A 24,934-nucleotide genomic window follows, 5' to 3' on the forward strand; every position below is an offset into this window, starting at 1 on the left:
GTGGGCGCGATCACCGGAACGTTCAAGGGATTCGGTGTCACCTTCTCGCACATGTTCAGGAAGGTCGTCACCACCGACTACCCGTTCAAGCCGCCGGTGTCGGCGCCGCGCTACCACGGGCGGCACATCCTGAACCGGCACCCGGACGGCCTGGAGAAGTGCATCGGCTGTGAGCTGTGCGCCTGGGCCTGCCCGGCGGACGCGATCTACGTCGAGGGTGGCGACAACACCGACGAGCAGCGCTTCTCGCCGGGTGAGCGGTACGCCAGCATCTACCAGATCAACTACGCCCGGTGCATCTTCTGTGGGCTGTGCATCGAGGCCTGCCCGACCCGGTCGCTCACCATGAGCAACGAGTACGAGCTGGCCCGGGACAACCGGCAGGACCTGATCTTCACCAAGGAGCAGCTGCTCGCGCCGTTGCTCGAGGGCATGGAGCAGCCGCCGCACCCGATGCGGCTGGGCGACAGCGAGAAGGACTACTACGTCGGCGCGCTCGACAACCCGGGCACCTCCGCCGGTGCGGAGACGTCCCCGATGGGCCCCGGCCGCTACCAGGTCGAGGAGCACCCCGGCGTGACGTTCCCGGGCGCCGAGCAGGCCGCCCAGCGGGTCGCGGCCGGCAAGGGAGAGGGAGCATGACCACGTCTACGGTGCTGGCCGCGGCGGGTGGGGTGTCCGGTGGCGAGGAGGTCACCTTCTGGATCCTCGGGCCGCTCGCGCTCATCGGCGCGATCGGGATGGTGGCGGCCCGCAACGCGGTGCACTCGGCGCTCTGGCTGGTGCTGACCATGCTCTGTCTGGGCGTGTTCTACGTGCTCCAGGCCGGGCCGTTCATCGGCATGGTGCAGATCATCGTCTACACCGGCGCGATCATGATGCTCTTCCTCTTCGTGCTGATGCTTGTCGGTCGGGACTCCACGGACTCGCTGATCGAGACGCTGCGCGGGCAGCGGGTCGCCGCGATCGTGCTCGGCCTCGGCTTCGCCGGCCTGGTTGGCGGCGCGCTCTACCGGGCGCTGGAGGGGACCACCGCGGTCGGCCTGGAGCAGGCCAACGCGGAGGGCAACGTGCAGGGCATCGCCCGACTGCTCTTCACCAAGTACGTCTTCGCGTTCGAGCTGACCTCGGCGCTGCTGATCACCGCGGCGGTCGGTGCCATGGTGCTCGCGCACATCGAGCGGCGTAAGCAGGACAAGGTCGACCAGCCGTCGACCATGCGGGCCCGCTTCGCGCCGGGCAACTACCCCGGCCCCAAGCCGGGCCCCGGTGTCTTCGCGACCTCCTCCTCGGTGGCGACCCCGGCACGGCTGCCGGACGGCCGGCTCTCCGAGCGGAGCACGCCGGACATCCTGCCGGTGCGGGAGTTGACCGCGCAGGAGACCACGCTGAAAGGTACGGACCGGTGAGCGCGAGGAGTGCAGCGAAGCGGAGCCCCGCAGTCGCGAACGAAAGCGAGTCCAGCCATGACGCCTGACTACTACCTGGTGTTGGCCGCGGTGCTGTTCACCATCGGCGCCGCCGGGGTGCTCGTCCGGCGCAACGCGATCGTGCTGTTCATGTGCGTGGAGCTGATGCTCAACGCGGCCAACCTGACGTTGGTCACCTTCAGCCGGATCAACGGTGACCTCAACGGTCAGATCATGGCGTTCTTCGTGATGGTGGTGGCGGCGGCCGAGGTCGTGGTCGGTCTCGCGATCATCATGTCCATCTTCCGGACGCGACGCTCGGCGAGTGTCGACGACGCCAACCTGCTCAAGTACTAAGGGGCGAGCACGTGGAAGAGACTGTGCACTACGCGGAGGCCACGGGCTTGCTCGGCAGCGTCTGGCTGCTGGTGGCGATCCCGCTGCTCAGCGCGGCCGTCCTGCTGCTGCTCGGCCGGCGGGCCGACCGCTGGGGGCACTGGTTGGGCGTCGCGGCCATCGGTGCCGCGTTCGTGCTCGGCCTGTCCTTCTTCTTCCAGCTTCGTGGCTTGGAGAACAAGTCGGTCGAGCTGAGCCTCTGGGACTTCATCGCGGTCGGTGATCTGCGCGTCGACTTCGGCCTGCTGTTCGACCCGCTGGCCGCCGTCTTCGTGCTGCTGATCACCGGGGTGGGCTTCCTGATCCACCTGTACGCGGTGGAGTACATGGCCCACGACGCGGGCCGCCGCCGGTTCTTCGCGTACTTCAACCTGTTCGTCGCGGCCATGCTGCTGCTGGTGCTCGGCAACAACTACGTGATGTTGTACTTCGGCTGGGAGGGCGTCGGTCTGGCGTCGTACCTGCTGATCAGCTTCTGGACCGAGCGGCCGAGCGCGGCCACCGCAGGCAAGAAGGCCTTCCTGATGAACCGGGTCGGCGACGCCGGCCTTGCCATCGGCATCTTCATCATGTTCGCCACGCTGGGCACCACCCAGTACGACGAGGTGTTCAACGGTGTCGGCGCACTGACCGGCACCACCGTGCTGATCCTCGGTCTGTTGCTGCTGCTCGGCGCGGCCGGTAAGTCCGGTCAGTTCCCGTTGCAGGCGTGGTTGCCGGACGCCATGGAGGGTCCCACTCCGGTGTCGGCGCTCATCCACGCGGCCACCATGGTCACCGCGGGCGTCTACCTGATCGCCCGCTCCAACCCGATCTTCTCGGCGAACTCGACGCTCCAGCTCGTGGTGGTCAGCGTCGGCGCGCTCACCCTGCTGATGGGCTGCATCATCGGCGCGGCCAAGGACGACATCAAGCGGGTGCTCGCCTGGTCGACGGTGAGTCAGATCGGTTACATGTTCGTCGGCGTCGGCCTGGGCGGTGGGGCGTACGCGCTGGCCATCATCCACCTGCTGGCCCACGGCTTCTTCAAGGCCAACATGTTCCTGGGCGCCGGCTCGGTCATGCACGGGATGAAGGACCAGGTCGACATCCGCCGCTTCGGCGGGCTGTCCAAGCACATGAAGATCACCTGGCTGACCTTCATGATGGGCTGGCTGGCCATCATTGGCATCCCGCCGCTCTCCGGCTACTTCTCCAAGGAGCCGATCATCGCGAGCGCCTTCGAGCGGGAGGACTGGACCGCCTGGCTCTTCGGCGGGGCGGCGCTGCTCGGCGCCGGGCTGACCGCGTTCTACATGACCCGGCTGTTCGTGCTCACCTTCCACGGCCCGAAGCGGTGGACCGAGGACATCGAGCATCCGCACGAGTCGCCGAAGCTGATGACCATCCCGCTGATCCTGCTGGCGGCCGGTTCTGTGCTGGCCGGCGGGCTGATGGTCCGGAACGACGGCGTCGCCTCCTGGTTGACTCCGGTGCTCGGCGAGGAGGCCGCCGGTGAGGCACACGGGGTGCTCTCCCACACGGTGATCACGATCCTCTCGCTGCTGGTCACCGTGCTCGGTGCCGGGCTGGCCTGGTTCCTGTTCCGGGCGGGTACGGCCACCGCGCCGCAGCCGGCCGGGGTGCTGGTCACCGCCGCCCGGCGCAACCTCTACACCGACACGGTCAACGAGGCGGTCTTCGAGAAGCCGGGCATCTTCCTCACCCGGGCGCTGGTCTACCTCGACAACCGGGGCATCGACGGGCTGGTCAACGGGCTCGCCGCCGCGGTCGGTGGTGGCTCGGGTCGGCTCCGGCGGATGCAAACCGGCTTCGTCCGCTCGTACGCGACCTCGATCCTGGCCGGTGCGCTGCTGGTGATGGCGGCGTTCCTGGCGGTGCAGGCGGGGTGGTTGGCGTGATCGACCTCTTTCCGGCCGCCCCCGCCGGCGGACCACGCAGTGACGACGGAGGTAAGGCCGCATAATGTCCAACTTCCCGTTCCTCTCGGTGCTCACCGTGGCGCCGCTGGTGGGCGCCCTGGTGGTGGCCTTCCTGCCGCGCCACCGGCCGGAACTGGCCAAGCAGGTGGCGTTCGCCTGGTCGCTGCTGGTGCTGGTGCTCTCGGTGGTGATGTGGGTCAGCTTCAACGCCGGCGGCGACCGGTTCCAGTTCCGCGAGTCGTACTCGTGGATCCCGAACTGGGGCGTCAGCTTCACCTTCGCCGCCGACGGCATCGCGCTGGTGATGCTGATGCTGATCGCGGTGCTGGTGCCACTGGTGATCCTGGCCTCGTGGCACGACGCGGAGTCGTCGAAGCGGTCGGTGCCGGTCTACTTCGCGCTGCTGCTGGTCCTCGAGTGCACGATGATCGGCGTCTTCGCCGCCGCCGACGTCTTCCTGTTCTACGTGTTCTTCGAGGTCATGCTGGTCCCGATGTACTTCCTCATCGGCAGCTACGGCGGCCACCAGCGGCAGTACGCGGCGGTGAAGTTTTTCCTCTACTCACTCGTCGGCGGTCTGTTCATGCTGGCCGCGGTGATCGGCCTGTGGGTGGTCGGCGGGAAGACCTTCGACTGGCAGGCGTTGTCGCAGGTCGACATCAGCACCGGCACCGAGCGGTGGCTGTTCCTCGGCTTCTTCCTCGCGTTCGCCATCAAGGCGCCGTTCTTCCCGTTCCACACCTGGCTGCCCGACGCCGGTGGCGCGGCCCCGGCGGGCGCCGCGGCGCTGCTGGTCGGCGTGCTGGACAAGGTCGGGACGTTCGGCATCCTGCGCTACTGCCTGCCGCTGTTCCCCGAGGCGTCGAAGTGGTTCGCGCCGTGGGCGCTGGCGCTGGGCGTGATCGGCATCGTCTACGCCGCGCTGTTGGCGGTCGGCCAGAACGACCTCAAGCGGCTGGTGTCGTACACCTCGATCGCGCACTTCGGTTTCATCGGGGTGGGCATCTTCGCCTTCACCACCCAGGCCGGCACCGGGGCGGTGCTCTACATGCTCAACCACGGACTGGCCACCGGCCTGCTCTTCCTGGTGGTGGGCATGCTGATCGCCCGGCGCGGCTCGGCGTTGATCAGCGACTTCGGTGGTGCCGGCAAGCTGGTCCCGGTGCTCGCCGGGGTGCTCTTCTTCGCCGGTCTCGCCTCGCTCGCGCTGCCCGGTACGGCGCCGTTCATCTCCGAGTTCCTGGTGCTGATCGGCACGTTCACGGTGAACAAGCCGGTCGCGATCATCGCCACGCTCGGCATCATCCTGGCCGCCGCGTACGTCCTGTGGATGGTGCAGCGCACCACCCAGGGCACGCTCAACCCGGCGCTGACCGAGGTCGACGGCATGCGCCGGGACCTGAACCTGCGCGAGAAGGTCGTGGTGGCCCCACTGATCGCGCTGATCGTGCTGCTCGGCTTCTTCCCCAAGCCGGTCACTGACGTGATCAACCCGGCCGTCCAGGCGACCATGGACGACATCGGCAGAACCGACCCGGCCCCGTCCGTGGGCGGCACCGTCCAGGAGGCGGCAAAGTGACCGAGTTGAACCTGCCGTCGATCAACTACTCGGCGATCTCTCCGATCCTGATCATGCTGGGCACCGCGTTGCTCGGCGTGCTGGTCGAGGCCCTCGTGCCCCGGCGCTGGCGGCACGTGGTGCAGTTGACGCTGGCCCTGCTCGCGGTCCTCGCGGCGCTGACCATGGTGGTGCTCAACGCCGACGACCGGATCATCACCGCCGGTCAGGCGCTCGCGGTGGACGGGCCGACGCTCTTCCTCCAGGGCGCGATCCTGGTGCTGGCCGCGATGGCGCTGCTGCTGATCGGTGACCGCTCGGTCGAGCGGGGCGGGGCGTTCGTCGCCCAGGCCGCGGTGACCGCCGAGTCGGCCGACGACCGGCGACAGGCCGAGGGGCGCAACGGCCTGACCGAGGTCTACCCACTCGCCACGTTCGCGATCGGCGGCATGCTGATCTTCGTGGCGGCGAACGACCTGCTGACCATGTTCATCGCCCTGGAGGTCTTCTCCCTGCCGCTCTACCTGCTCTGCGCGCTGGCCCGTCGCCGGCGACTGCTGAGCCAGGAAGCGGCGATGAAGTACTTCCTGCTCGGCGCGTACGCCTCCGCCTTCTTCCTGTTCGGCGTGGCCCTGATCTACGGCTTCACCGCCGGTATCCCGGGCCGCCCGGCCGGCGTCGACTTCGCCACCATCGACGCGGCGGTGAGCGAGTCTCCGGCCAGCCGGGTGCTGCTCTTCGCCGGCATGGCGCTGCTCTCCATCGGCCTGCTGTTCAAGGCCGCGGCGGCGCCGTTCCACGTCTGGACCCCGGACGTCTACCAGGGTGCGCCGACCCCGGTCACCGGCTTCATGGCGGCCTGCACCAAGGTCGCCGCGTTCGGTGCCCTGCTGCGCGTCTTCCACGTCGCGTTCGCCGACGCCAACTGGGACTTCACTCCGGTGCTCGGCGCGGTCGCGGTGCTGACCATGTTGGTTGGTGCGGTGCTCGCGGTCACCCAGACCGACATCAAGCGGCTGCTCGCGTACTCCTCGATCGCCAACGCCGGCTACCTGCTGGTCGGTGTGCTGGCGCCGAGCCGCGACGGGCTCTCCGGCACGATGTTCTACCTGGTCGCGTACGGCTTCTCGGTGCTGGCCGCGTTCGCGGTGGTGACCCTGGTACGCGACGCCGACGGGGAGGCCACCCACCTGTCCCGCTGGGCCGGGCTGGGCCGGCGTTCGCCGTTCTTCGCGGCACTGTTCACCTTCATCCTGCTGGCCTTCGCCGGTATCCCGCTGACCAGCGGCTTCACCAGCAAGTTCGCCATCTTCGGCCCGGCGCTGGAGGGCGGTCAGGCCTGGCTGGTGATCGCCGGTGTGCTGACCAGCATGGTGCTGGCATTCCCGTACCTGCGGGTCGTGGTGATGATGTGGCTCTCCGAGCCGGGCGAGTCCACCCCGACCGTCACCGTGCCCGGTGGGCTCACCTCCGCCGCGCTGATGATCGGTGTGCTGGCCACTCTGGTGCTGGGCATCGCCCCGGCGCCGCTGCTCGACCTGGCCACCGGAGCTGCCGAATTCGTTCGATGACGGAAGGTTCGATCACTGGGGGTCGGCGCGTGTTCACGTGCCGGCCCCTGGTGCGTATCCCCGGCCCGGAGCAGGTCGAACGGGTGTGGCATGGTTGATAGCGTGGTGAATCCGGCTGGCGAGCGTTCAGGTGCCTCCGGCTCCGGCGGTCGTCGGGGTCGGGCGAGCACAAGTCAGTTCGGCACGCTCGGCCTCAACCTCGCCGATCCCCGCGTCGAGGCGTCCGTGCTGGGTCTGCTGGACACCGTCGAGGTTGAGTTGCGAGCCAGTGTGGTCAGCGCCGACCCGTTCGTCACCGAGGCTGCCCGGCACCTCGTCGAGGCCGGCGGGAAGCGCTTCCGGCCGCTGCTGGTGGCGCTCGGCGCCCAGTTCGGTGACCCCACCGCCGCCAAGGTGATCCCGGCCGCCGTGGTGATGGAGCTCACTCATCTGGCCACCCTCTACCACGACGACGTGATGGACGAGGCCGCCGTCCGCCGAGGTGCGCCGAGCGCGAACTCCCGCTGGACCAACTCGGTCGCCATCCTGGTCGGCGACTATCTCTTCGCCCGCGCGGCGGACATCGCCGCCGATCTGGGCACCGAGGCGGTCCGGTTGCAGGCGCGCACCTTCGCCCGGTTGGTGCACGGCCAGATCGCGGAGACCGTCGGGCCGCGCGCCGACGACGACCCGGTGGACCACTACCTGCACGTGATCGCCGAGAAGACCGGCTCGCTGATCGCCACGTCGGTCCGGTTCGGCGGCATGTTCGGTGGCGCCCCCGCCGAGCAGGTCGAGGCCCTCGCCGGGTACGGCGAGACGATCGGCGTCGCCTTCCAGCTCACCGACGACCTGCTGGACATCGCCTCGGAGTCGGTGCAGTCGGGCAAGACCCCCGGCACGGACCTGCGCGAGGGCGTCCCGACGCTGCCGGTGCTCTACGCCCGGGAGGCGGACGACTCCGACGCGTCCTCGGTGCGTCTGCGGGAGATCCTGGCGACCGGCCCGCTGACCGACGACGCGCTGCACGCCGAGGCGTTGGGGCTGCTCCGGGAGAGCCCGGCGCTCAAGCGGGCCCGTGAGACCGTGCGCAGTTACGCCGAGGACGCGCGCGCACGACTGGCCCCGCTTCCGCAGGGCCCGTCCCGCCACGCTCTCGAATCGCTCTGCGACTACATCGCCGACCGCACCAGCTGATCCACGCCCCGGCCCGTCCCGGCGGCGGCGCGGGCCAACAGACGGCTGCCGACGAGCATGAGGGCGGCGGCGAGCAGCATGGCCACCGCCGCAGTGGTCCACATCGCCGGGTAGCCGAGACGGGCGGCGAGTGGGCCGAGGCTCAGCGGGCCGAGACAACCGCCCGCGTACACCCCGGTCTGTGTGATCGAGGTGGCGGCGGCCGGTGACTGCGGGTGCAGCCGGACCACCGCGAAGGTCATCAGGCCGGGCCAGGCCCAGCCCAGGCCGAAGCCGAGCACCACGCCGGCCACCAGCGGCACCGAGCCGGTCAACGCGAGCAGACCCAGCCCGGCCGCGCCGACGACCAGCATCGCGGCGATGACGGCGACGTGACCCGTGTCGCGGCGATCGGCCAACCAGCCGGCGCCCACCCGGGCCGCCACGCAGACCGCGCTGCCCAGGGTCAGGGTGAGACCGGCGAGGCCCGGCGACAGGCCCCGGCCCGCGGCGGAGTCCACCAGGAAGGTCCCCAAGGCGTTGGCCGCGGCCGCGGCCAACGTCGCCGCCGCGCCGATCACCACCAGCGCCGCCGTCGCCCGGCCGGCGCGCGTGCCACCGGCCCGTCGCGCCCGGCCGGGCACCTGCCGGGGTACGGCGGGCAGCGTCGTCAGCGCGGCCACCGCAGCGGCCACGAACGCCCAGCGCCAGCCGACGGTGAGCGCGATGGTGGGCACCGCCACCCCGGCCAGCAGGGTGGAGACCGGGATGGCGGCCTGCTTGACGCCGAACGACAGCCCCTGCCGTCGGGCCGGCACATGCTGGGCCAGCGCGGCGTTACTGGCCAACTGGCCGAGCGCGTTCGCGGCGGCGCTGAGCGCCAGCAACCCGACCAGCACCGGGTACGACCGGGCCAGGGCGGCCACGGCCAGCATCGACCCGGCCGCCAGCACGATGCCGCAGCGGGCCACCAGGGCCGGTCCGTACCGCTCGACCAGGCGGCCGGAGGGCATCGAGGCCAGCGCGCTGGCCCCGAAGTAGACGGCCACGGCCAGACCCAGGCCGGCCGGTGAGAAGTCGAGGTCCTCGCCCATCTGCACGGCGAGCCCACCGAGCAGGAAGACGGGCAGTACGCACGCCACGGTCGTGACGACTGCGCCGGCACTCGCCCTGATGGGGTGGGGTCGGGCGATGGTCGGATCGGGGGTGGGGCTGGTCTCGGTCATCGTTCGGCAAACCTACGCGAGTCCCGCTCAGACCACTCCCGGTGACCGGCGGGGCACAAGCTGTGGATGGTGATCTGGCATCCTCGACCCGAACAGGCATTTCGCACCGGGCCTGTTTTTCATATGGTGTAAGTCCCCGGCGGCGGAGGTGGTTGTGCGCGACCCCTTGGCAGAACCTTCGGACCTGATCCGCAGCGTGTCCCGAGCGCTGCGGGTGCTGGAGTCGGTCGGTCGCGCCCCGAAAGGCCTGACCGTCAAGCAGATCGCCCGGCGGTGTGAGCTGACCGTGGCCACCACCTACCACCTGGTTCGCACGCTCGCCTACGAGGGCTACGTGATCCGTCGCGAGGACGGCACGTACATCGTGGGGTTGGAGGTGGCCGACCGATACCGGGAGCTGGTGACGGCGTTCCGAGGCCCGCCAGCGGTCGGTGAGACGCTGCGGCGGGCCGCTGTGGACACCGGCTACAGCCACTACCTCGGTCGCTTCGTCGGCGGCCAGGTGGCCCTCACAGCGGTCGCCGAGGGGCACCGCTCGCCCTACCTGGAAGATCTGGTTCCCGGCTTCGACGAGGGGGCGCACGCGACCGCCCTCGGCAAGTCGCTGCTCGCTACCCTCACCCCCGACCAGCGCTACCGCTACCTGCGGGAGTACGGCATGCGCCCGTTCACCACCGCCACGCTGACCACCACCGAGACGTTCGAGGCCGACCTGGCCGCGGGCGACCGCCGTGGGATGCAGTTGGAGATGGGCCAGTTCCGCCAGGGCGTGGCCTGCGCGGCGGTGCTCGTCACGCCGGACAAGGACATGGAACGCCGTGTCGTGCTGGCCTGCGCGTTGCCGGCCAGCGAGATGATGACCTCCGCCCGGGTGGTACGGGCCAAGCTGCTCACCGTGGCCCGCAGCGTCGCCGACGGCATCGCCGCCGACAGCTGACACACGCCCCAGGCCGAGAGGCCCTCTCCCGGGCTGGGAGAGGGCCTCTCGTGGCGGTCCAGCGCCGGACCGCCTGAGCAACGTCAGCGACCCACCGGCCGCAGGGGCAACGTCAGCTGCCCACCGGGCCGCCGTCCAGACGCCAGGTGACCACCACGCCCGGCTTGGCGTAGTCGCCGTCCGGCCACGTGGACTTCGGCGTCTCCACCGAGGCGCCGGTGATCTCACCCGGGTGCTGGACCGCGACGAAGACCGAGCGGTTGTCGTCGGTGATAAACGGGCCGCAGGTCTCGGCGCCGAGCGGCACGGTCAGGAACTGCTTGAGGTGACCCTTCTCCGGGCCTTCCACGGCGGTGGCGAACAGGCCGTCGTTGCTGCCCAGCTGGTTGCCGTCGGTGGAAATCCAGAGGTTGCCGGTGGCGTCGAAGGCGACGTTGTCCGGGCAGGAGATCGGGGAGACCTTGGTCTTGTCGTACCCGGCGAAGTAGGTCGACGGGTCGGTCGGGTCGCCGCAGACGATCGGCAGCGACCAGGCGAAGGTCTCCGAGACGTTGTCGTTGCGGTCCTCGACCAGCTCCAGGATCTGCCCGTGCTTGTTCTCGTTGCGAGGGTTGGCCTCGTCGGCTGCCGCCTTGCCGGCCTTGCCGCGGTCGGTGTTGTTGGTCAGCGCCACGTACACCTTGCCGGTGAGCAGGTTCGGCTCGACGTCCTCGGGGCGGTCCATCTTGGTCGCGCCGACCTTGTCACCGGCGAGCCGGGTGAAGGTGAGCACGTCCGCGGCGGTCATCCCGTCGACGAACGACCGGTTGCCGCTGACCAGCTTGATCCAGCGACCCCGGCCGTTGAACGCGCCGTCGGTGGGGAGCTTGCCCGAGCCGTCGATCTCGGCGGCGCTGGTCTGGTCGAGCTTCGCCACGTAGAGCGTGCCGGACTCCAGCAGGGTCAGGTTGTTCTTGCGGGCAGCCCAGGAGTTGCCCTTCATGAACTTCTTGTCCGAGACGAACTTGTAGAGGTAGTCGAACCGCTCGTCGTCGCCCATGTAGGCGACCACGCGGCCGTCCTTGGCCACGATCACGTTCGCGCCCTCGTGCTTGAACCGGCCCATCGCGGTGTGCTTGCGCGGGCGGCTCTCCGGGTCGAACGGGTCGATCTCGACGATCCAACCGAACCGGTGCGCCTCGTTGGGGTGCTTGGCCAGGTCGAAACGCTCGTCGGCGCGCTCCCACTTGCGGCTGCCGCTGGGGTAGCGGCTGGCGGTGCTGATGCCGTAGCGGTCCAGCTTCGGCTTCAGCTCGGCCGGGGCGGCGTCGGCGCCGACGAAGTACTGGTTGAAGTTCTCCTCACCGGAGAGGACCGTGCCCCACGGGGTCACGCCGCCGGCGCAGTTGTTCAGCGTGCCGACGACCGTACGGCCCTTCGGGTCGGCGGCGGTCTTCAGCCACGCCGAGCCAGCGGCCGGACCGGTCAGGTCGAACTTGGTGCTGTGCGCGGTGACCCGCCGGTTGTACGGCCGGGCGCCCTTGTCGACCGGCTTCCACTGCCCGGTGCCCGCGACCCGCTCCAGCTCCACCACGGACATGCCGTGCGCGGCCATGGCGGTGCGCAGCTGCTCCACGGAGAGCCCGTCCAGGCCGGGGAAGCCCGGGAACATCAGGTCCTCGTTGGTGTACTCGTGGTTGACCACGAGCAGCGCCCGCTTGCCCTGCTTGTCCAGCGGCAGCACACCCACGAAGTCGTTGTTGTAGCCGAACTGCTTGGACTGCGCGGCGGCGGTCTGGTGGTGCAGGTTGAACGCCGGCGCGCCCGGCACCACCGGGTCACCCCACTTGATCACCACGGCGTGGTCGTAGCCGTTCGGCACGATCAGGGTGTCCAACTTGTTCGGCGGGATCGGCTTGAAGGTCAGGGCACCGTTGCCGACGCCGGTGCTGGGGCGGCCGAAGCCGAAGGCCTCCGGGACGTCCGGGGTGGTGGGAGCCGCCACGGCGGGGGCCGCACCGGCGAGCGCACCGGCAGCCGCGCCACCGAAGCCGAGGACCAGCGCGCCGACCGCGCCGGCCCGGACCACGCCACGCCGCGAGACCTCCGCGTTGACGACGTCTCCGAAGTACGCGTTGTCGGAGGTGTTCGGGACCGGGTGGTCACAGGCGTTTCCGCAGCGGTACAGACAGGTCATGGCGTCACGGGTGCCATGGCGGGTGCCGGTCAACAGGGGGAGCAGCCGGGGACGGTCGCTCATGGGGGAAGCCTCCTGGGAAGTGGGTGGCAAGCCGGAGAGGTCATCGGTGGGCGTACCAGCCGGACGCTAGGAGGACGTGGTGAGCGCTCGTCGGCCACGATGTGAACCGGGCATGAACACCTTTGCGGGTGGCGACCGGCGCGCAACCGGTCTGACCTCGGGCTGAACCGAACGGCGTGACCGCACGTATTCCCGAGCGGACGCACCGCCGGACGCGCGCCGGAAGCGAGGAGACCGCCATCAGCGACCATGACGCTCAACTGCTCCGCGCGCTGCACGACGAGCACGCGGAGGCGCTGTACGCCCATGCACTGCGGTTGGTCAACGGTGACCGGCAGCGGGCCGAGGACCTGGTGCAGGAGACGTTGCTGCGGGCCTGGCGGCACCCGGAGTCACTCGACCCGCGGCGCGGTTCGGTGCGGTCCTGGCTGTTCACCACCGCCCGGAACCTGGCCATCGACGCCTGGCGGCGACGGTCCACCCGGGTCGGCGAGGTGTTCACCGACGATCTGCCCGAGCCGCCGGAGGCGGTCGACGAGGCCGAGCGGGCGGTGGAGGCGTGGACCGTCGCCGAGGCACTGAACCGGCTCAGCCCGACCCACCGGGAAGTGCTGGTCGAGTGCTTCTACCAGGGACGGTCGGTGGCCGAGGCGGCGTCCCGCCTGGGCGTACCGCCAGGGACCGTGAAATCCCGCACCCACTACGCGCTGCGGTCTCTACGGTTGGTCCTGGCTGAGATGGGGGTGACGGGATGACCCGGTGCGAGTTCGCGTACGACGATGGCGCGTACGTGCTGGGCGCCCTGGCTCCCGCCGAGCGGGCGGCCTACGAGCGGCACCTCGCCGGCTGCGCCTCCTGCCGGGAGGCGGTCGCCGAGATCGCTGTCCTGCCCGGGTTGCTCGGGCGCCTCGACCCGGCGGGGTTGGAGCAGATCCTGCCGCCGCCGGCCCCGCCCCGGGTGCCCGCCCTCCTCGATGAGGCCCGACGCCGCCGGCGTCGGGAACGCTCCGCGGAGCGCCGACGGTACGCGCTGACCACGCTGGCAGCCGCCGGGCTGGCCCTGATGGTCGGTGTGGGCACCGCAGTGGCGCTGCCCCGGCCCACCAGCCCGCCGCCCCCTCCCGGGGCGCAGGGCACCACCCCTGCCCCGCAGATGTCGATGGTCGCTATGCGGCCGGTGGCCGCCGCCGGGCCGGTGCACGCCGACATCGGGCTGACCGGCACCGAGTGGGGCACCGAGGTGACCATGCGCTGCGGGTACGACGCGCGGACGAGCTATGGCAAGGCGTACCCGTTCCGGCTGGTGGCGCGCGGCCCGAACGGGGCCAGCGAGCAGATCGGCTCCTGGCTCGCCGCGCCCGGCGACGCCCTCGAGTTCACCGGTGCCACCCGGTTCACCGACGCGGAGTTGGTCAGCGTCGAGCTCCAACGAGCCGACGGCACACCCCTGCTCACCTACGCCGTCCCCTGACGGCCCGCCCCTCCCTCTTCCCCGCGATCTTGCACTTTCTGCCCTCCGTAAGAGGGCATTGACGGCATATCGACGACCGCAACTGCAAGATCGCGTGGGGTGGGGGTGGGGGGGTGGGTGGATTCCCGGGTTTGGCGGGTGCGGCGGGAGGTGCGGACGGCGTCGGCGGTGAAGACGACGAGGGCGAGCCAGACCAGCGCGAAGCCGGCGAGGCGGGCCGGAGGCATCGGCTCGTGGAAGATCAGTACACCGCAGCCGAGCTGAAGGATCGGCGCCAGATACTGGATCATGCCGAGGCTGCTCAGCGGCAGCCGGTTGGCCGATCCGGCGAACAGGAGCAGCGGGATCGCCGTGGCCGCGCCGGCCAGCACCAGCAGCGCGGTGTGCCCCGCCGAGACGTTCCCGAAGGTCGATTCGGCTCTGCTCGTCAGCCAGGCGAGGTAACCCAGCGCCGGCAGCGCCAGCACCGCCGACTCGACGAAGAGACCCTCCGCCGCCGGTAGCCCGAGCCGCTTCTTGATCAGGCCGTAGCCGGCGAAGCTGAACGCCAGGGTCAACGCCAGCCAGGGCAGCCGGCCGTAGTCCACCGTGAGCACCGCGACCGCCGACGCGCCGATGCCCAACGCCGCCCACTGCGCCGGGCGTAGCCGCTCCCGCAGCACCGTCACCCCGAGCAGCACCACGACCAGCGGGTTGATGAAGTAGCCGAGCGCTGTCTCCACCACCCGGTCGGAGTTGACCCCGTAGATGTAGGTCCCCCAGTTGACCGCGATCAGTGCTGCGGCGGCGACGATCCCGGCCATCGCCCAGGGGCGACGCAGCAGCGCCCGCAGGAAGCCGACGTTGCGCAGCGCGGCCAGCAGCAGGGCCACGAAGGCCACCGACCAGACGATCCGGTGGGCCAGGATCTCCAGCGGGCCAGCCGGTCGCAGCAGCTTGAGGTAGAGCGGAAAGAAACCCCAGAGCAGGTACGCGCCGAGGCCGTAGAGGTATCCGAGACGGAGTGGCGTCACGCCTCCACCGTAAGGGGCGTACCGCCGCTTTGTTCCTTTCCGGTGAGCGGGGTCACCGGAGGGCGGCGGTCGAGCTGCATCCACCGCTGCGGGACGTCCAGCGGCGTGAAGCCCACCCTCGCGTACACCTGGTGGGCGTCGTTGGTGGCCAGCAGGATCCGGCGTACGCCCAGCTCGGCCAGGTGGTCGCGGACCGCGCTCGCCAGCCACCCGCCCAACCCGCGACCCCGGGCGGCGCGGTCGACGTACACGTCGCAGAGCCAGGCGAAGGTGGCACCGTCGGTGACAGCCCGGGCCACCGCCACCTGGCGGCCGTCCTCAGGCCGGTAGACACCGAACGGCAGTGAGCCGGCGAACGCTCGCGCGGTCGTCTCCCGGTCCCGTCCCACCGCCCAGTACGCGTCGGTGGACAGCCAGTGGTGCACCAGGTCCAGATCGAGTCGGGCGGGGTCGGTGCTGAGCAGGTGACCGTCGGTGCGGGTTAGCGTGAACACCCTTCGACGCTAACCGCCGAGAAGGGCGGCCACGTCGGCCAATTCCCGAACTCTGGTCATCGGCCCGCCCGGGCCCCGGCCGTGGTCGGAGCCCGAAGCGGGCCGGGTCGATGGTGGCCGGTCAGTCCCGGTCGAGGACGGCGCCGAGGATCCAGGTCACGATGCTCACGAAGAGGGCACCGAGCACGGCTGCCGGCCAGAAACCGTCCACCGAGAACGGCAGCCCGGCCTGGTCGGCGATCCAGCTGGTGAGCAGGAACAGCAGCCCGTTCACCACCAGCGCGATGAGCCCCAGGGTTAGCAGGTAGAAGCCACAGCCGACGGTCTTGATGATCGGCTGGAGAACCGCGTTGACCACGCCGAAGATCACCGCCACCAGCAGCAGCGTGGTCACCGTCTCGACGGCGGAGTTCGACTCCAGAGAGATGCCCGGGATAAGGAGTGTGGCCAGCCAGAAAGCCAGCGCTGTGCTGGCCAGCCGAATCAGCAGACCTTTCAGAAAACCCATGGCGGGGATCGTGCCACGGACGGCGCACCCACGTAACCCGGCAGACGACCGTCATGGCGGATCAGCCGCGCCCCGGCCGCCCGATCAGTTGCGACTCGATCGGCGTCGGGGAGAGCAGTGCCCAGCGCAGCGCCCGCCGGTTGACCACGGCCACCATGTCGTCCCGGATCCGGGTCAGCCACTCGGCCGAGCCGCCCAGCCCCAGCGCGGCGCCGGCCAACCCGGCCTCGGCGGCGCTCAGCGGCTGCAGCACCGCCAGATCGGACCGGCTCAACACGTCGACGTCCGCTGGAGTCAGCTCGTCCCGTACCACCAGGGTGGCCCGCCACGCCGGGCCCGGCTCGGCCTCGGCCGACACCGGCCCGGCGTCGACGACCAGCAGTAGCGGACGCAGCGCGGTGCCCACCCCGTCGGCGACCGGTCGACCGGGTGGGATCAACGGGATCGTTCCACCCGGCGCGCCCACCCCCCGGACGAACGGCTCCCAGGCACGCGGCCGGGCGGTCTGCACCACCACCAGGGCACCGAGTGCCAAGGCGCGCAGGGCCACCAACTGGGCGGCGCGCACCCCGCCGACCAGCAGCACCCGGGTGCTCTCCGGCCGGAACAGCCGGACGGTGACCGCTCCGCCGCGCCGGTTCGTGCCGACCATCATTCCCGCGTCGCCGAGGGTCAGCTCCCCGTCGTCCACCGCGGGGCGGAGCTGCGCCCGGGGTGCGGTCAGCGCCAACGGCAGTGTGGCGGCCAAGCCGCTCAGGTGTGCGCCGTCGAGCCGCCGCAGCTTTCCGCCCAGGCCCGTCACCAGGCGGTCCAGCGCCTCGGTGGCCGCCGCCAGCTCGGTCGCCGTCCAGGCGGCCACGCGTACGGTCAGCTCGGTCGGCACTCCGACGGCGCCGGTGACCGGCGACGGACCCGCGGAGATCGACACCGTCGTCGCGGTCGCCGGCAGCGCGAGCAGTCGGGGCACCAGCCGCTGTCCACCCGCGTGTGGCCAACGGATCAGGCGGAAGGTGGCCTGGACCAGGCTGCCGGAGCGGAGCGCCGGCCAGGACTCCCGTACCGGATGACCGTCGTGGTGGGCCAGCTCGCCGAGGACGCGCAGGGCCGCGGGCGCGCCGAGCGGCCGCGCGGTCAGCGGCCCGAGCCGGCGGACGAGCCGGCGTACCGTGCCGGCGAGCACGCGGCGCAGGTCTTCCTCGGACCAGCCGTCCACCCGCAACACCCGGACCGCCACCACCGCCCGCTCCCGCCCGGCGAGCCGCCCATCGGTGAGCTGCCGGTACGAGGTGCCGACCGTGCCGCCTGCGGCGGGCACCGGCGCCGGTGTTCCCGCGAGCAGCAGCTGGACCCGCAGCGGTGGTACGTCCGGCCCGGCCGGGGGTAGCAACGCCGATGGCGCGGGGATCGCCCGGGACGCGTCGCCGAGCAGGTCGCCTGGGTCGCCGAGTTCCAGGAGCGCCACCAGGCCACCGGTGTCCTCCAGTACCGCCGCCGGCCCGCCGGTCAGCTCCGTCGACCGGACGACGGTGCCCGGAGCGACGAGGTCGAGCAGTTCGGCCGCTCCGGCCGGCCCGGCCAGCGTCCGACGGCGGGTCAGGTGCCCGACGGCGGTGCCCAGCCACTCGAAGAGCCACCGGCCCCGGACCCGTACCCAGGCGGCAGCCACCAGGAGCACGGCCACCAGTACGGCCGCCGCGGTGACCGGTGCGCCCCGGCCGAGAGTGGTGAGGACGAGCGCCGCCGCGATCTGCGCGGTCACCAGTTGACCGGCCCGCACTCCTGCGCCCGCGCGCCGACTGAACGAGGCCCAGCGTTCGACGGGTGACCGGCGACGAGATGTGCCCTCGGCTGAGCCCAGGCCGCGGTCGGCAGAACCACTCGACCCCAGTGGCCCACTCGATCGGTGCGGCCCGGTCGCTCCCGGCGCGGAGCTGGGCCCGGACCCGACCGGGGTCGCCGGGTGCGGCCCTCCCGTGGTGATCGCCGGCACCGTGCCTCCTCGACCAGTGGGGGACCGTGTCAGAGCGGCCGACCGCCCGACGACGGCCCGTCACGCGCCGCGACGTGGCTGCGGCACATCGTAAGCGACCGATGGCTGTCGTGGTTGTCCACAGGGGAAGTGCGCGGGGTAGCAGAACCGCTACGAGGCCGCTACCGTCAGCCACGAAGCTCATCGCTGACCCGCGTCTCAGTGCTCGACGACCGGGCCAAGCGAACGACGCGTCCCCAGGGCGGGCGCGCCGACGGCCAGGTGCGATCAGAGAGACGAGGTGACGTCCGGGTGTCCCAGACCCAGGCAGAAGCCGCGGTGATGCAGCAGACCGCCGCGAAGTTCGAGCAGGTGGACCAGTCGTTGCAGTCCATGCTGACCGGCCTGCTGGCCGAGCTGGAGGTGTTGCAGCAGGCCTGGCGTGGCGCTGGTGGCCGATCGTTCGAGCAGGTCAAGCAGCAGTGGTCACAGGACCAGGCGGCGCTGCACCGGGCGCTGCGGGAGACCGCCGGTGCGATCCGCACCGCCGGCCGGCAGTACGACGTCTCCGACGACGAGGTGGCCAGCCGGGTGGCCGGCACCAACCGCGGCGGCATCCAGCTGCCGCTCTGATCCCGTTCGGGAGGGGAATCCGATGGACCACGGTGTGCTGGTCGTCAACTTCGCCGCGCTTCAGCAGGCCGGCGCGGACATCCAGAAGGCGCTGAACACACTCGACTCGCAGCTCGGCCAACTCGAACGGGATGCGGCCCCGCTGGTGGCGAGCTGGACGGGCGAGGCCCGACAGGCCTACGAGCAGCGGCAGGCGCGATGGAGGTCCGCCTCGCAGGACCTCCAGGCGATGCTGCGAGACATCAGGTTGGCGGTGAACGACTCCGCCGCCGACTACCTGGACACCGAGAAGAAGAACACCGGGCTGTTCCAGTGACCGCGGTGGGTCGGGAGCGCTGACCGTGGCCGGGTCGGCGCCCCGACCTCTGCGGGCCAGAGGTCAGGACGGTGGGCTGGCGGAGTCAGGCCTGGTCGGCCGGGCGCCAGCGTCGGCGGGCACCACGGGGCAACACCAGGGCGAGCAGTGCCACGGTGGCAGCCGTCGTGCTGACCACCGCACCGATCAGCAGGGCCCGGTTTCGGGCGGTCGCCCGGCGGGCCTGGCGGGCGAGCAGCGCCGGGTCGGCCCGGTCGTCGGCGAGCGCGGCGACCGGCCGCGAGTCGGCCGCACGGCCGCCGCTGGTCTCGGTGACCGCCCGGTACGGGTTCAGCACGCCGGCGCCGTACCCGCCACCGTTGCCCGCACCGGGAGCCGGATCGGCGGTGGCGATGATCCGCTCCGCCACCTGGGTGGCGGTCAGGTCGGGCCAGTACTCGCGCAGCAACGCGGCGGTGGCGGCCACGAACGGCGCCGCGTAGCTGGTGCCCTCGACCCGGAGGTGGCCGGCACCGGGTGCGGCGGTCAGCACCTCGCTGCCCGGCGCGACCAGATCGACATACGAACCGGTCTGCGAGAAGGTCGCCCGTCCACCATCCGCCCCGATCGCCCCCACACCGAGCACCCCGTCGTAGCCGGCGGGGAACGGGCGGGGGTTCCCGCTCTCGTGCAGGTTGCCGGCGGCGGCCACCAGCACCACGTCCCGGTCGACCGCGTACCGCACGGCCGAGCGGACTTCCGGGTCGTCCGCGTACAGCACCACGGACAGGTTCACCACGTCGGCATCGTGGTCGACGGCCCAGCGGATGGCCCGGGCGAAGTCGTCGGCGCTGACCGTGCGTCCCGACTCCCGCCCCTGCACCACCTGTTGCTCACTCACTCGCACGGGCAGGATCCGGGCGCCCGGCGCCAGGCCGCGGAAGGCGACTCCGGGGTTGGGGGCCGCCGCGATGATGCTCGCCACGCCGGTGCCGTGCCCGGCGCAGTCCCGGCTGCCGTCCCCGCCGACGTCGAGCAGGTCGGTGCCGGCCAGCACGCGACCGGCCAACTGTGGGTGCGCCCGGTCCACCCCGGAGTCGACCACCGCGACGGTCACCCCGGCGCCAGTGGCCAGCGGCGCGAGCCGGGCGGGGTCGTACCGTTGCTGTGGCCAGGGCACGGCCGGGACCGGCCGGGCCGGGGCCAGCGGGGTCGCGCAGGCCGGTGCCGCCCGGAGCCCGGCGGCGACGGCGACGGTCGGGAGAGCCGGTACGGTCAGCAGGCTGGCAGCCAGACCTGCGAGGACCGGGCGCGTGATCGACCGGGACATCGACAGCCTCCGTATCGTGTCGGCTCCGGGACGGGATGTTATCGCCTCGCCCGCGCCCCGGCAGGCCGCTGCCGGCCAGCCATTGTGATCTTGGTACCACCTTGTAGGTTGTACGCGATACCTGTGGCCTGTTCTCGGAAGGGGAGGTGGCCGTGACCGAATGGGAGCCGGCCACGGAGGCCGAGGTGGCGATGCGCGACGCGCTGCGCGCCAACGACCAGGAGCTCTACTTCCGGCTCCTGTCCCGCACCGATCTGTTGTTGCCGGTCTCCGCGCCGGCCCAGCCCGGCCAGCCACCAGCCGGCTGGGGCACCTGGACCACGGGCGGCCGGACACACGTGCTGGCCTTCACCTCCGCCGCCGCACTGCGGGCCTGCCTGGGCGAGCACCCCGGCAGCAACCGACGCATCCCCTTCGCCGACCTCGCGGTCGGCTGGCCCAACCAGGAGTGGTGGCTCGCCGTCAACCCGGGTCTACCGGTCGAGGGCTACCTGCCGGCCTGGTTCGTCTCCCAGCTCTCCCGGGGCGACGTGCGACTGCCGGGCCGCGCCATGGGCGCCCGCGCCCGCCTGGAACGGGCGGAGACCCTCGCCCGCACCCGGACCGCCGCGCCCGGCCGGGACTCCGCGCCAGCCGCCGGATCGCCTCCCGCAGCGGGTGCGGCGTCGGCCGTGCCCGATCCGGTCCCGCCCGCCCCGGTCCCGCCCGCCCCGCTCCCGCCCCGGCGGCCCGCGCGGGGTGCGGTGCCCCGGGTGAGCGCACCGTCGGCGCCGGGCACGGCGTCCAGGATGCCCGGCCCCGCTGAGCCGTCGCGTCGATCGGCGGAGGAGGACATGCCCGCCGCCGGCCAGCGGCGCCCGTCCGACCCGCCCCGATCCGGCGCGTCGGGCACCGGGGCCCTGCCCCGCACGGGCCGGCCGTCCCGGTTCGCCCCGTCCACCCCCCCCGACCGTCCTCGGGTCTTTCCAGCCGATCAACCGGCCCCGGGCGCGCCCTGGCCGGCAGCGAATCGGCCGGACGACGTCGACGGCCCGGCCGCCGGCAACGGCAACGGCGGTCCCGAGGCCGCCCGGCGCTCCTTCTTCGAACCCACGTCCGGTCGGGACCGGGTGTCCGACGCGACCTTGGGCGCTGGCCGTCCCGGCGACCGCGCGACCCCGCCGACCCGATTCGGGCGAGGCAGCCAGCCCTTCCCGCGTCGCCGCCCCGCCGACGCGCCCGGCGACGCGACACGGGCCTTCCCGATGACGGATCCGGACGCCACCCGGCCGCTGCGGCAGCCGGCGGGCGACTTCGGCGTGTCCCGAGGGGGCCGGGCACCGGCATCCGGCGAGGACGCCACCCAGCCACTGCCACCACGCCGGCCCAATCCGGTCGCGGAGGAACCCACCCGCGCCTTCCGGATGACCGGCGAACCTCCGCCAGCGAGGGCGCCGGAACGGCCCAGCCCTCCGGCGGACGAGACCCAGGCGATCCCGCTCGACCGGCCGAGCCGGTTCGGGCCGGTCGAGGAACTGTCCACGACCGTCGCGGAACCGGTCTCCGGCCCGCCGGCACCGCGCCGTGGCTTCACGCCCATCGTCATCGAGGGCACCATCATCGAGTCCCGTGACCTCACCGACCCGGTCGACACCAACGGCCCGGTCGACGCGGCCCGGCGGCCCGGCCCCGCCGAGGCAGCCCCGCCACCGTTCGGCTCGGCGCCCTCCGGCCCGGGCCTGTTCGGTCCGTCGTCCTTCAGTCCGGGCCCGTCCGGCCCACCGTCGTTCAGCCCCAGTCAGCCCGATCCGAGCCCATCCGGTCCGAGCCCGTCCGCCCCGCGCCTGTCGACGGCGGCCGAGAGCGGCACCGAGCCGCTACGGCCCGGCCCCGGCGCGGACACGATCGCCGACGGCGTAGGACAGCGCCCGCCGCCCGCCGAGCCGGCGCCGGTCGAGTTCGAGCCGGCCAACACGGTCGAGGAGGACCTGCTCGGCGCCGCCGGTGCGGGCAGTACGGACACCTTCCTGTCCACCCTGCTGCTGGCCCGGGTGCTGCTGCCGGCGGCACCCGAGTCGGTGCGGGGGAGCCGCCCCGGGGATCCGGGCTTCGTCTGGCGTACGGCGCAACTCGACGGCGAGACGTACGTGGTGGTCTACACGTCGCCGGAGCGTCTGGCCGACCACGCCGACGGCGACGTCGACACGGTCCGGGTGAAGTTCGCCCAACTGATCCGGCGCTGGCCGGACGAGGACTGGTCGTTCGCCGTCAACCCGGGCACCCCGGTCGGCGCCAAGTTGCCGGGGGAGCAGATCGTCGCGTTGGCCAACTGGGCCGCCGAGGTAGGGCTCGGTGACGACCTGGAGGTGGACGCGGAGGAAGCGCCGGCCGTGGCGGAGCCCGCCGCCCGCCCCCGGTACGCCCCGGCGGCCGTCGACCCGACCCGACCGACGGTCATGCAGAAGGCGATCGCGCCCAGTCAGCTCGCGTACTACCTGGATCGGGGGTACGACCGGGTCTCCGGCTTCGTGCACCGGGCCAACGAGCTGGCCCACCTGACCACGCCGACTCAGGTGTACGACGCACTCGGCCTCAGCTACCCCGGTTCGCCGTTCGCCCGGAACGCCGAGGAGATCTACGTGCTGCGCTGGCCGGCGCACCGGCCGAGCCTCTACCGGATCCCGTACGGCGGTCAGAACGAGCCGGCGATGCGGGCCATGGAGGGCTGGGTCATCGAGCGTCCACCATTCCGGGGCAACGGCTTCGCTCCGGGCGAGAGCAGCGACGTGGTGGCCGAGTTCAAGGTGGACAGCGCGCGCCTCCCGCACGGCACGCAGCTCTGGCGGATCGGCGCGGACGGCACCGAGCGGGTGGTCGCGGAGCTCGACACCGACGCGGTGGTCTGGCGACGGGTCGGTGAGGCGTGATGCGCGACGGTTACGTGGCCCGCTGGCAGGGCCGGGAATACCAGGCCAGCCCGGACGGCGACGACATTCGCCTCTACCAGCCCGAGCCGGGCGAGGGTTTCGAGGAGGTCCGCCCGGGCCGGTACGTCCGGGTGCTGCCGGCGAGCGACATCGAGGATCTGGCGTACGTGCGGACCACCTGCACCTGGAAGGGGCAGCCGTTCATCGTGCTCGGCGAGCACGAAGCCTGGCTGCGGGTCGAATACACCGGCGGCCGCTGGCCGGTGGCTGAGGCGATGCGACTGGAGGTCTTCGACTTCGGCGTCTACCAGGGTTGGGCACCGGCCGCCGAGGTCAGCGACCTGCGGGAGCAGCGGGTCTGACCGATCAGGTCTTGGCCCAACGCAGGATTTCGCCGAGCACCAGCTCCGGCACCTCCAGGTGGGGGAAGTGCCCCACCCCGTCGAGCAGCCGCCACTCGTACGGGGCGACGACGTAGCGGCCGGAGCCCAGGGCGGTTCGCGGCAGGGAGGCGACGTCCAGAGCGCCGTGCAGTTGCAGGGTCGGGGTGGACAGCGGCTTCTGCATCAGGCGGACGAACCGGTAGCCGTGCAGCCGCAGCAGCGAGCGGAACGCCCAGCGGTATCCCTCCAGCGCGCAGAACGCGGCCTGCGGGATGCACATCGCCTCCCGGCACCGCTCGGCGTACGCCGCGAAGTCCGGCCCGGCCACCCAGCGTGGTCCGCCCCAGCGGTGCAGAATCTCGGCGACCGCCGCCGCGCCGTCCCGGGTCAGCACGTGCTCGTAGCGGGGGAGCTGGAACTTCAGCGCCGGGGTGGAGGCGGCGAACTGCCCGCGCGGGTCGGCGAAGATGGCGGCGCGCAGCCGCAACGGGTGCGGTGCCCCCAGCACGACGAGCCGGCGGACCAGGGTCGGGTGGAACGAGGCCACCGTCCAGCCCACCATGCCGCCGACACCGCTGCCGACGATCGTCGCCGACCGTTCACCGAGCGCGCGGATCAACCCGGCGATGTCGGCGGCGAGGGTGTAGCCGTCGTACCCCCGGGGTGGTTTGTCGCTGGCACCGTAACCGCGCAGGTCCACGGCGACCGCCCGGAAGCCGGCGTCGGCGACCGCCGGCACCATCTGGTGCCACGCCCACCAGTGCTCCGGAAAGCCGTGCAGGAAGAGCACCATCGGCCCGGTGCCGGCCTCGACCACGTGGAAACGGGTGCCGTTGGCGCCGACGAAGCGGTGCGTCCACGGCCCCTCGGTGAGGACGCGGGACTCGTCGACGGCTCCGCCGCGCTGGTCAGTCATGGCTGACAGCCTAGGACCCCCGTGCCGAGTCGCCGTTTCGCCGACCCCCGGGCGCCCCGGACTGGCGGTGGTGGTTCAGCCGACAGTGCTTATCTTGACGATGCTGGCCGCGGTGCCCGGACCGCAGTCGATTGCCGGGTCGGCCGGACCGACGGTGACCCGAACGACCGTGCCGACTCCGAAGTTCCCCATGCCAGGCCCGTGTAGCGCGTACTGCCGGCCGTCGTCGGTGATCAGCCCGTAGCAGGGGCCGTCGCCGCCCCTGTTGATCCGGCCGGCCAGCAGGTTCTTCTTCCGCAGGTCTGTCGGGTCGCGGGGTGGCCCGGTGGGCGGGCCTATGGTCGGCAGCGGGGTCCGAGACCGTGCCGGCCGGCCGTCGGGGGAGGAGGCCGCCGGGGTGGCGGTGGGTGGGGTGGCGGACGGCGATGCCTCGTCGGCCGGAGTGGTGGACGGGTCCTGCTCGGCGGACACGGTGTCTCCGTTGCTGGTGTCGGCGCAGCCGGCCAGCGCCAGGGTGAGGGCGAGGCCGGCGCTGGTCAGGACGGTGCGGGTTCGCGGGTGCACGAGCGATCGGACGCGACGGGGCGAGCCGGGGTTCCGCAC

At 71.9% G+C, this 24,934-nt stretch carries 23 protein-coding genes; 14 read left to right on the top strand and 9 right to left on the bottom strand.

Annotation, left to right across the window (positions count from 1 at the left end; all coding sequences use genetic code 11):
- From nuoI to ACQEUX_RS29495, 7 genes are all read left to right on the top strand, one after another.
- Complete coding sequence (gene nuoI, locus ACQEUX_RS29465) at positions 1 to 642, top strand: NADH-quinone oxidoreductase subunit NuoI (protein WP_203121624.1); 642 nt, start codon at positions 1 to 3, stop codon at positions 640 to 642.
- On the top strand, positions 639 to 1,409 hold the full coding sequence (locus ACQEUX_RS29470; protein WP_433055254.1) for an NADH-quinone oxidoreductase subunit J: 771 nt from the start codon (positions 639 to 641) through the stop codon (positions 1,407 to 1,409). The genes nuoI and ACQEUX_RS29470 overlap by 4 nt, the downstream gene beginning before the upstream one ends.
- A 57-nt stretch (positions 1,410 to 1,466) precedes the next feature.
- On the top strand, positions 1,467 to 1,766 hold the full coding sequence (gene nuoK, locus ACQEUX_RS29475) for an NADH-quinone oxidoreductase subunit NuoK (RefSeq protein WP_030486270.1): 300 nt from the start codon (positions 1,467 to 1,469) through the stop codon (positions 1,764 to 1,766).
- Positions 1,767 to 1,777: 11 nt separating this feature from the next.
- Positions 1,778 to 3,706, top strand: a complete 1,929-nt coding sequence (gene nuoL / locus ACQEUX_RS29480) for an NADH-quinone oxidoreductase subunit L (RefSeq protein ID WP_433055257.1) — start codon at positions 1,778 to 1,780, stop codon at positions 3,704 to 3,706.
- Positions 3,707 to 3,770: 64 nt separating this feature from the next.
- Positions 3,771 to 5,306, top strand: a complete 1,536-nt coding sequence (locus ACQEUX_RS29485; protein ID WP_433055260.1) for an NADH-quinone oxidoreductase subunit M — start codon at positions 3,771 to 3,773, stop codon at positions 5,304 to 5,306.
- On the top strand, positions 5,303 to 6,856 hold the full coding sequence (nuoN, locus tag ACQEUX_RS29490) for an NADH-quinone oxidoreductase subunit NuoN (protein WP_433055263.1): 1,554 nt from the start codon (positions 5,303 to 5,305) through the stop codon (positions 6,854 to 6,856). The genes ACQEUX_RS29485 and nuoN overlap by 4 nt, the downstream gene beginning before the upstream one ends.
- A 90-nt stretch (positions 6,857 to 6,946) precedes the next feature.
- A complete protein-coding gene (locus ACQEUX_RS29495; RefSeq protein WP_433055266.1) occupies positions 6,947 to 8,032 on the top strand; it encodes a polyprenyl synthetase family protein in 1,086 nt (361 codons plus the stop codon).
- Here ACQEUX_RS29495 and ACQEUX_RS29500 read toward each other — a convergent pair.
- On the bottom strand, positions 8,008 to 9,237 hold the full coding sequence (locus ACQEUX_RS29500) for an MFS transporter (RefSeq protein ID WP_433055269.1): 1,230 nt from the start codon (positions 9,235 to 9,237) through the stop codon (positions 8,008 to 8,010). The two genes, ACQEUX_RS29495 and ACQEUX_RS29500, sit on opposite strands and share 25 nt — an antisense overlap.
- Before the next feature lie 154 nt (positions 9,238 to 9,391).
- On the opposite strand from ACQEUX_RS29500, the gene ACQEUX_RS29505 reads away from it, so the two are divergent.
- The gene (locus tag ACQEUX_RS29505) at positions 9,392 to 10,174 is read left to right on the top strand and encodes an IclR family transcriptional regulator (protein ID WP_433055272.1); all 783 of its coding nucleotides are present in this window, start codon (positions 9,392 to 9,394) and stop codon (positions 10,172 to 10,174) included.
- A gap of 112 nt (positions 10,175 to 10,286) precedes the next feature.
- Here the strand turns inward: ACQEUX_RS29505 and ACQEUX_RS29510 are convergent, their stop codons facing one another.
- The gene (locus ACQEUX_RS29510; RefSeq protein WP_433055274.1) at positions 10,287 to 12,413 is read right to left on the bottom strand and encodes a PhoX family protein; all 2,127 of its coding nucleotides are present in this window, start codon (positions 12,411 to 12,413) and stop codon (positions 10,287 to 10,289) included.
- Positions 12,414 to 12,652: 239 nt separating this feature from the next.
- Between ACQEUX_RS29510 and ACQEUX_RS29515 the strand changes: the two genes are divergently transcribed.
- On the top strand, positions 12,653 to 13,168 hold the full coding sequence (locus ACQEUX_RS29515; protein ID WP_433057223.1) for a sigma-70 family RNA polymerase sigma factor: 516 nt from the start codon (positions 12,653 to 12,655) through the stop codon (positions 13,166 to 13,168).
- Positions 13,165 to 13,884, top strand: a complete 720-nt coding sequence (locus tag ACQEUX_RS29520; protein ID WP_433055276.1) for an anti-sigma factor family protein — start codon at positions 13,165 to 13,167, stop codon at positions 13,882 to 13,884. The genes ACQEUX_RS29515 and ACQEUX_RS29520 overlap by 4 nt, the downstream gene beginning before the upstream one ends.
- Here the strand turns inward: ACQEUX_RS29520 and rarD are convergent.
- The 4 genes from rarD to eccE all read right to left on the bottom strand — a co-directional run bounded on the left by rarD (position 13,869) and on the right by eccE (position 17,889).
- Positions 13,869 to 14,897, bottom strand: coding sequence for an EamA family transporter RarD (rarD, locus tag ACQEUX_RS29525; RefSeq protein WP_433055278.1), 1,029 nt, complete (start codon positions 14,895 to 14,897; stop codon positions 13,869 to 13,871). The two genes, ACQEUX_RS29520 and rarD, sit on opposite strands and share 16 nt — an antisense overlap.
- Positions 14,894 to 15,391 (bottom strand): GNAT family N-acetyltransferase, encoded by a 498-nt coding sequence (locus ACQEUX_RS29530; protein ID WP_433055280.1) that lies wholly within the window; start codon positions 15,389 to 15,391, stop codon positions 14,894 to 14,896. Before ACQEUX_RS29530 ends, rarD begins: the two co-directional genes overlap by 4 nt.
- 121 nt (positions 15,392 to 15,512) lie before the next feature.
- Positions 15,513 to 15,899, bottom strand: coding sequence for a phage holin family protein (locus tag ACQEUX_RS29535; RefSeq protein ID WP_433055282.1), 387 nt, complete (start codon positions 15,897 to 15,899; stop codon positions 15,513 to 15,515).
- A 61-nt stretch (positions 15,900 to 15,960) separates the two neighbouring features.
- On the bottom strand, positions 15,961 to 17,889 hold the full coding sequence (gene eccE / locus ACQEUX_RS29540) for a type VII secretion protein EccE (RefSeq protein WP_433055284.1): 1,929 nt from the start codon (positions 17,887 to 17,889) through the stop codon (positions 15,961 to 15,963).
- Positions 17,890 to 18,180: 291 nt separating this feature from the next.
- Here eccE and ACQEUX_RS29545 point away from each other — a divergent pair, with 291 nt between their 5' ends.
- Complete coding sequence (locus ACQEUX_RS29545; RefSeq protein WP_238645909.1) at positions 18,181 to 18,501, top strand: WXG100 family type VII secretion target; 321 nt, start codon at positions 18,181 to 18,183, stop codon at positions 18,499 to 18,501.
- Between the two features lie 22 nt (positions 18,502 to 18,523).
- Positions 18,524 to 18,817 (top strand): WXG100 family type VII secretion target, encoded by a 294-nt coding sequence (locus ACQEUX_RS29550; protein ID WP_433055286.1) that lies wholly within the window; start codon positions 18,524 to 18,526, stop codon positions 18,815 to 18,817.
- 85 nt (positions 18,818 to 18,902) lie between these two features.
- On the opposite strand, the gene mycP is transcribed toward ACQEUX_RS29550, so the two are convergent.
- Positions 18,903 to 20,126 carry a type VII secretion-associated serine protease mycosin gene (gene mycP / locus ACQEUX_RS29555; RefSeq protein WP_433055288.1) on the bottom strand — a complete coding sequence of 408 codons (1,224 nt, stop codon included), beginning with the start codon at positions 20,124 to 20,126 and terminating at the stop codon, positions 18,903 to 18,905.
- Positions 20,127 to 20,278: 152 nt separating this feature from the next.
- On the opposite strand from mycP, the gene ACQEUX_RS29560 reads away from it, so the two are divergent.
- Complete coding sequence (locus ACQEUX_RS29560; RefSeq protein WP_433055290.1) at positions 20,279 to 23,032, top strand: SseB family protein; 2,754 nt, start codon at positions 20,279 to 20,281, stop codon at positions 23,030 to 23,032.
- Positions 23,029 to 23,394, top strand: coding sequence for a hypothetical protein (locus ACQEUX_RS29565; protein ID WP_433055292.1), 366 nt, complete (start codon positions 23,029 to 23,031; stop codon positions 23,392 to 23,394). Before ACQEUX_RS29560 ends, ACQEUX_RS29565 begins: the two co-directional genes overlap by 4 nt.
- 4 nt (positions 23,395 to 23,398) lie before the next feature.
- Here ACQEUX_RS29565 and ACQEUX_RS29570 read toward each other — a convergent pair whose 3' ends face one another.
- Positions 23,399 to 24,331 carry an alpha/beta fold hydrolase gene (locus ACQEUX_RS29570; protein ID WP_433055294.1) on the bottom strand — a complete coding sequence of 311 codons (933 nt, stop codon included), beginning with the start codon at positions 24,329 to 24,331 and terminating at the stop codon, positions 23,399 to 23,401.
- Between the two features lie 75 nt (positions 24,332 to 24,406).
- Positions 24,407 to 24,895, bottom strand: a complete 489-nt coding sequence (locus ACQEUX_RS29575; RefSeq protein WP_433055296.1) for a hypothetical protein — start codon at positions 24,893 to 24,895, stop codon at positions 24,407 to 24,409.
- Positions 24,896 to 24,934: the final 39 nt, after the last annotated feature.

The organism is Micromonospora sp. CA-259024 (assembly GCF_050936255.1).
Taxonomy (GTDB): Bacteria; Actinomycetota; Actinomycetes; order Mycobacteriales; family Micromonosporaceae; genus Micromonospora.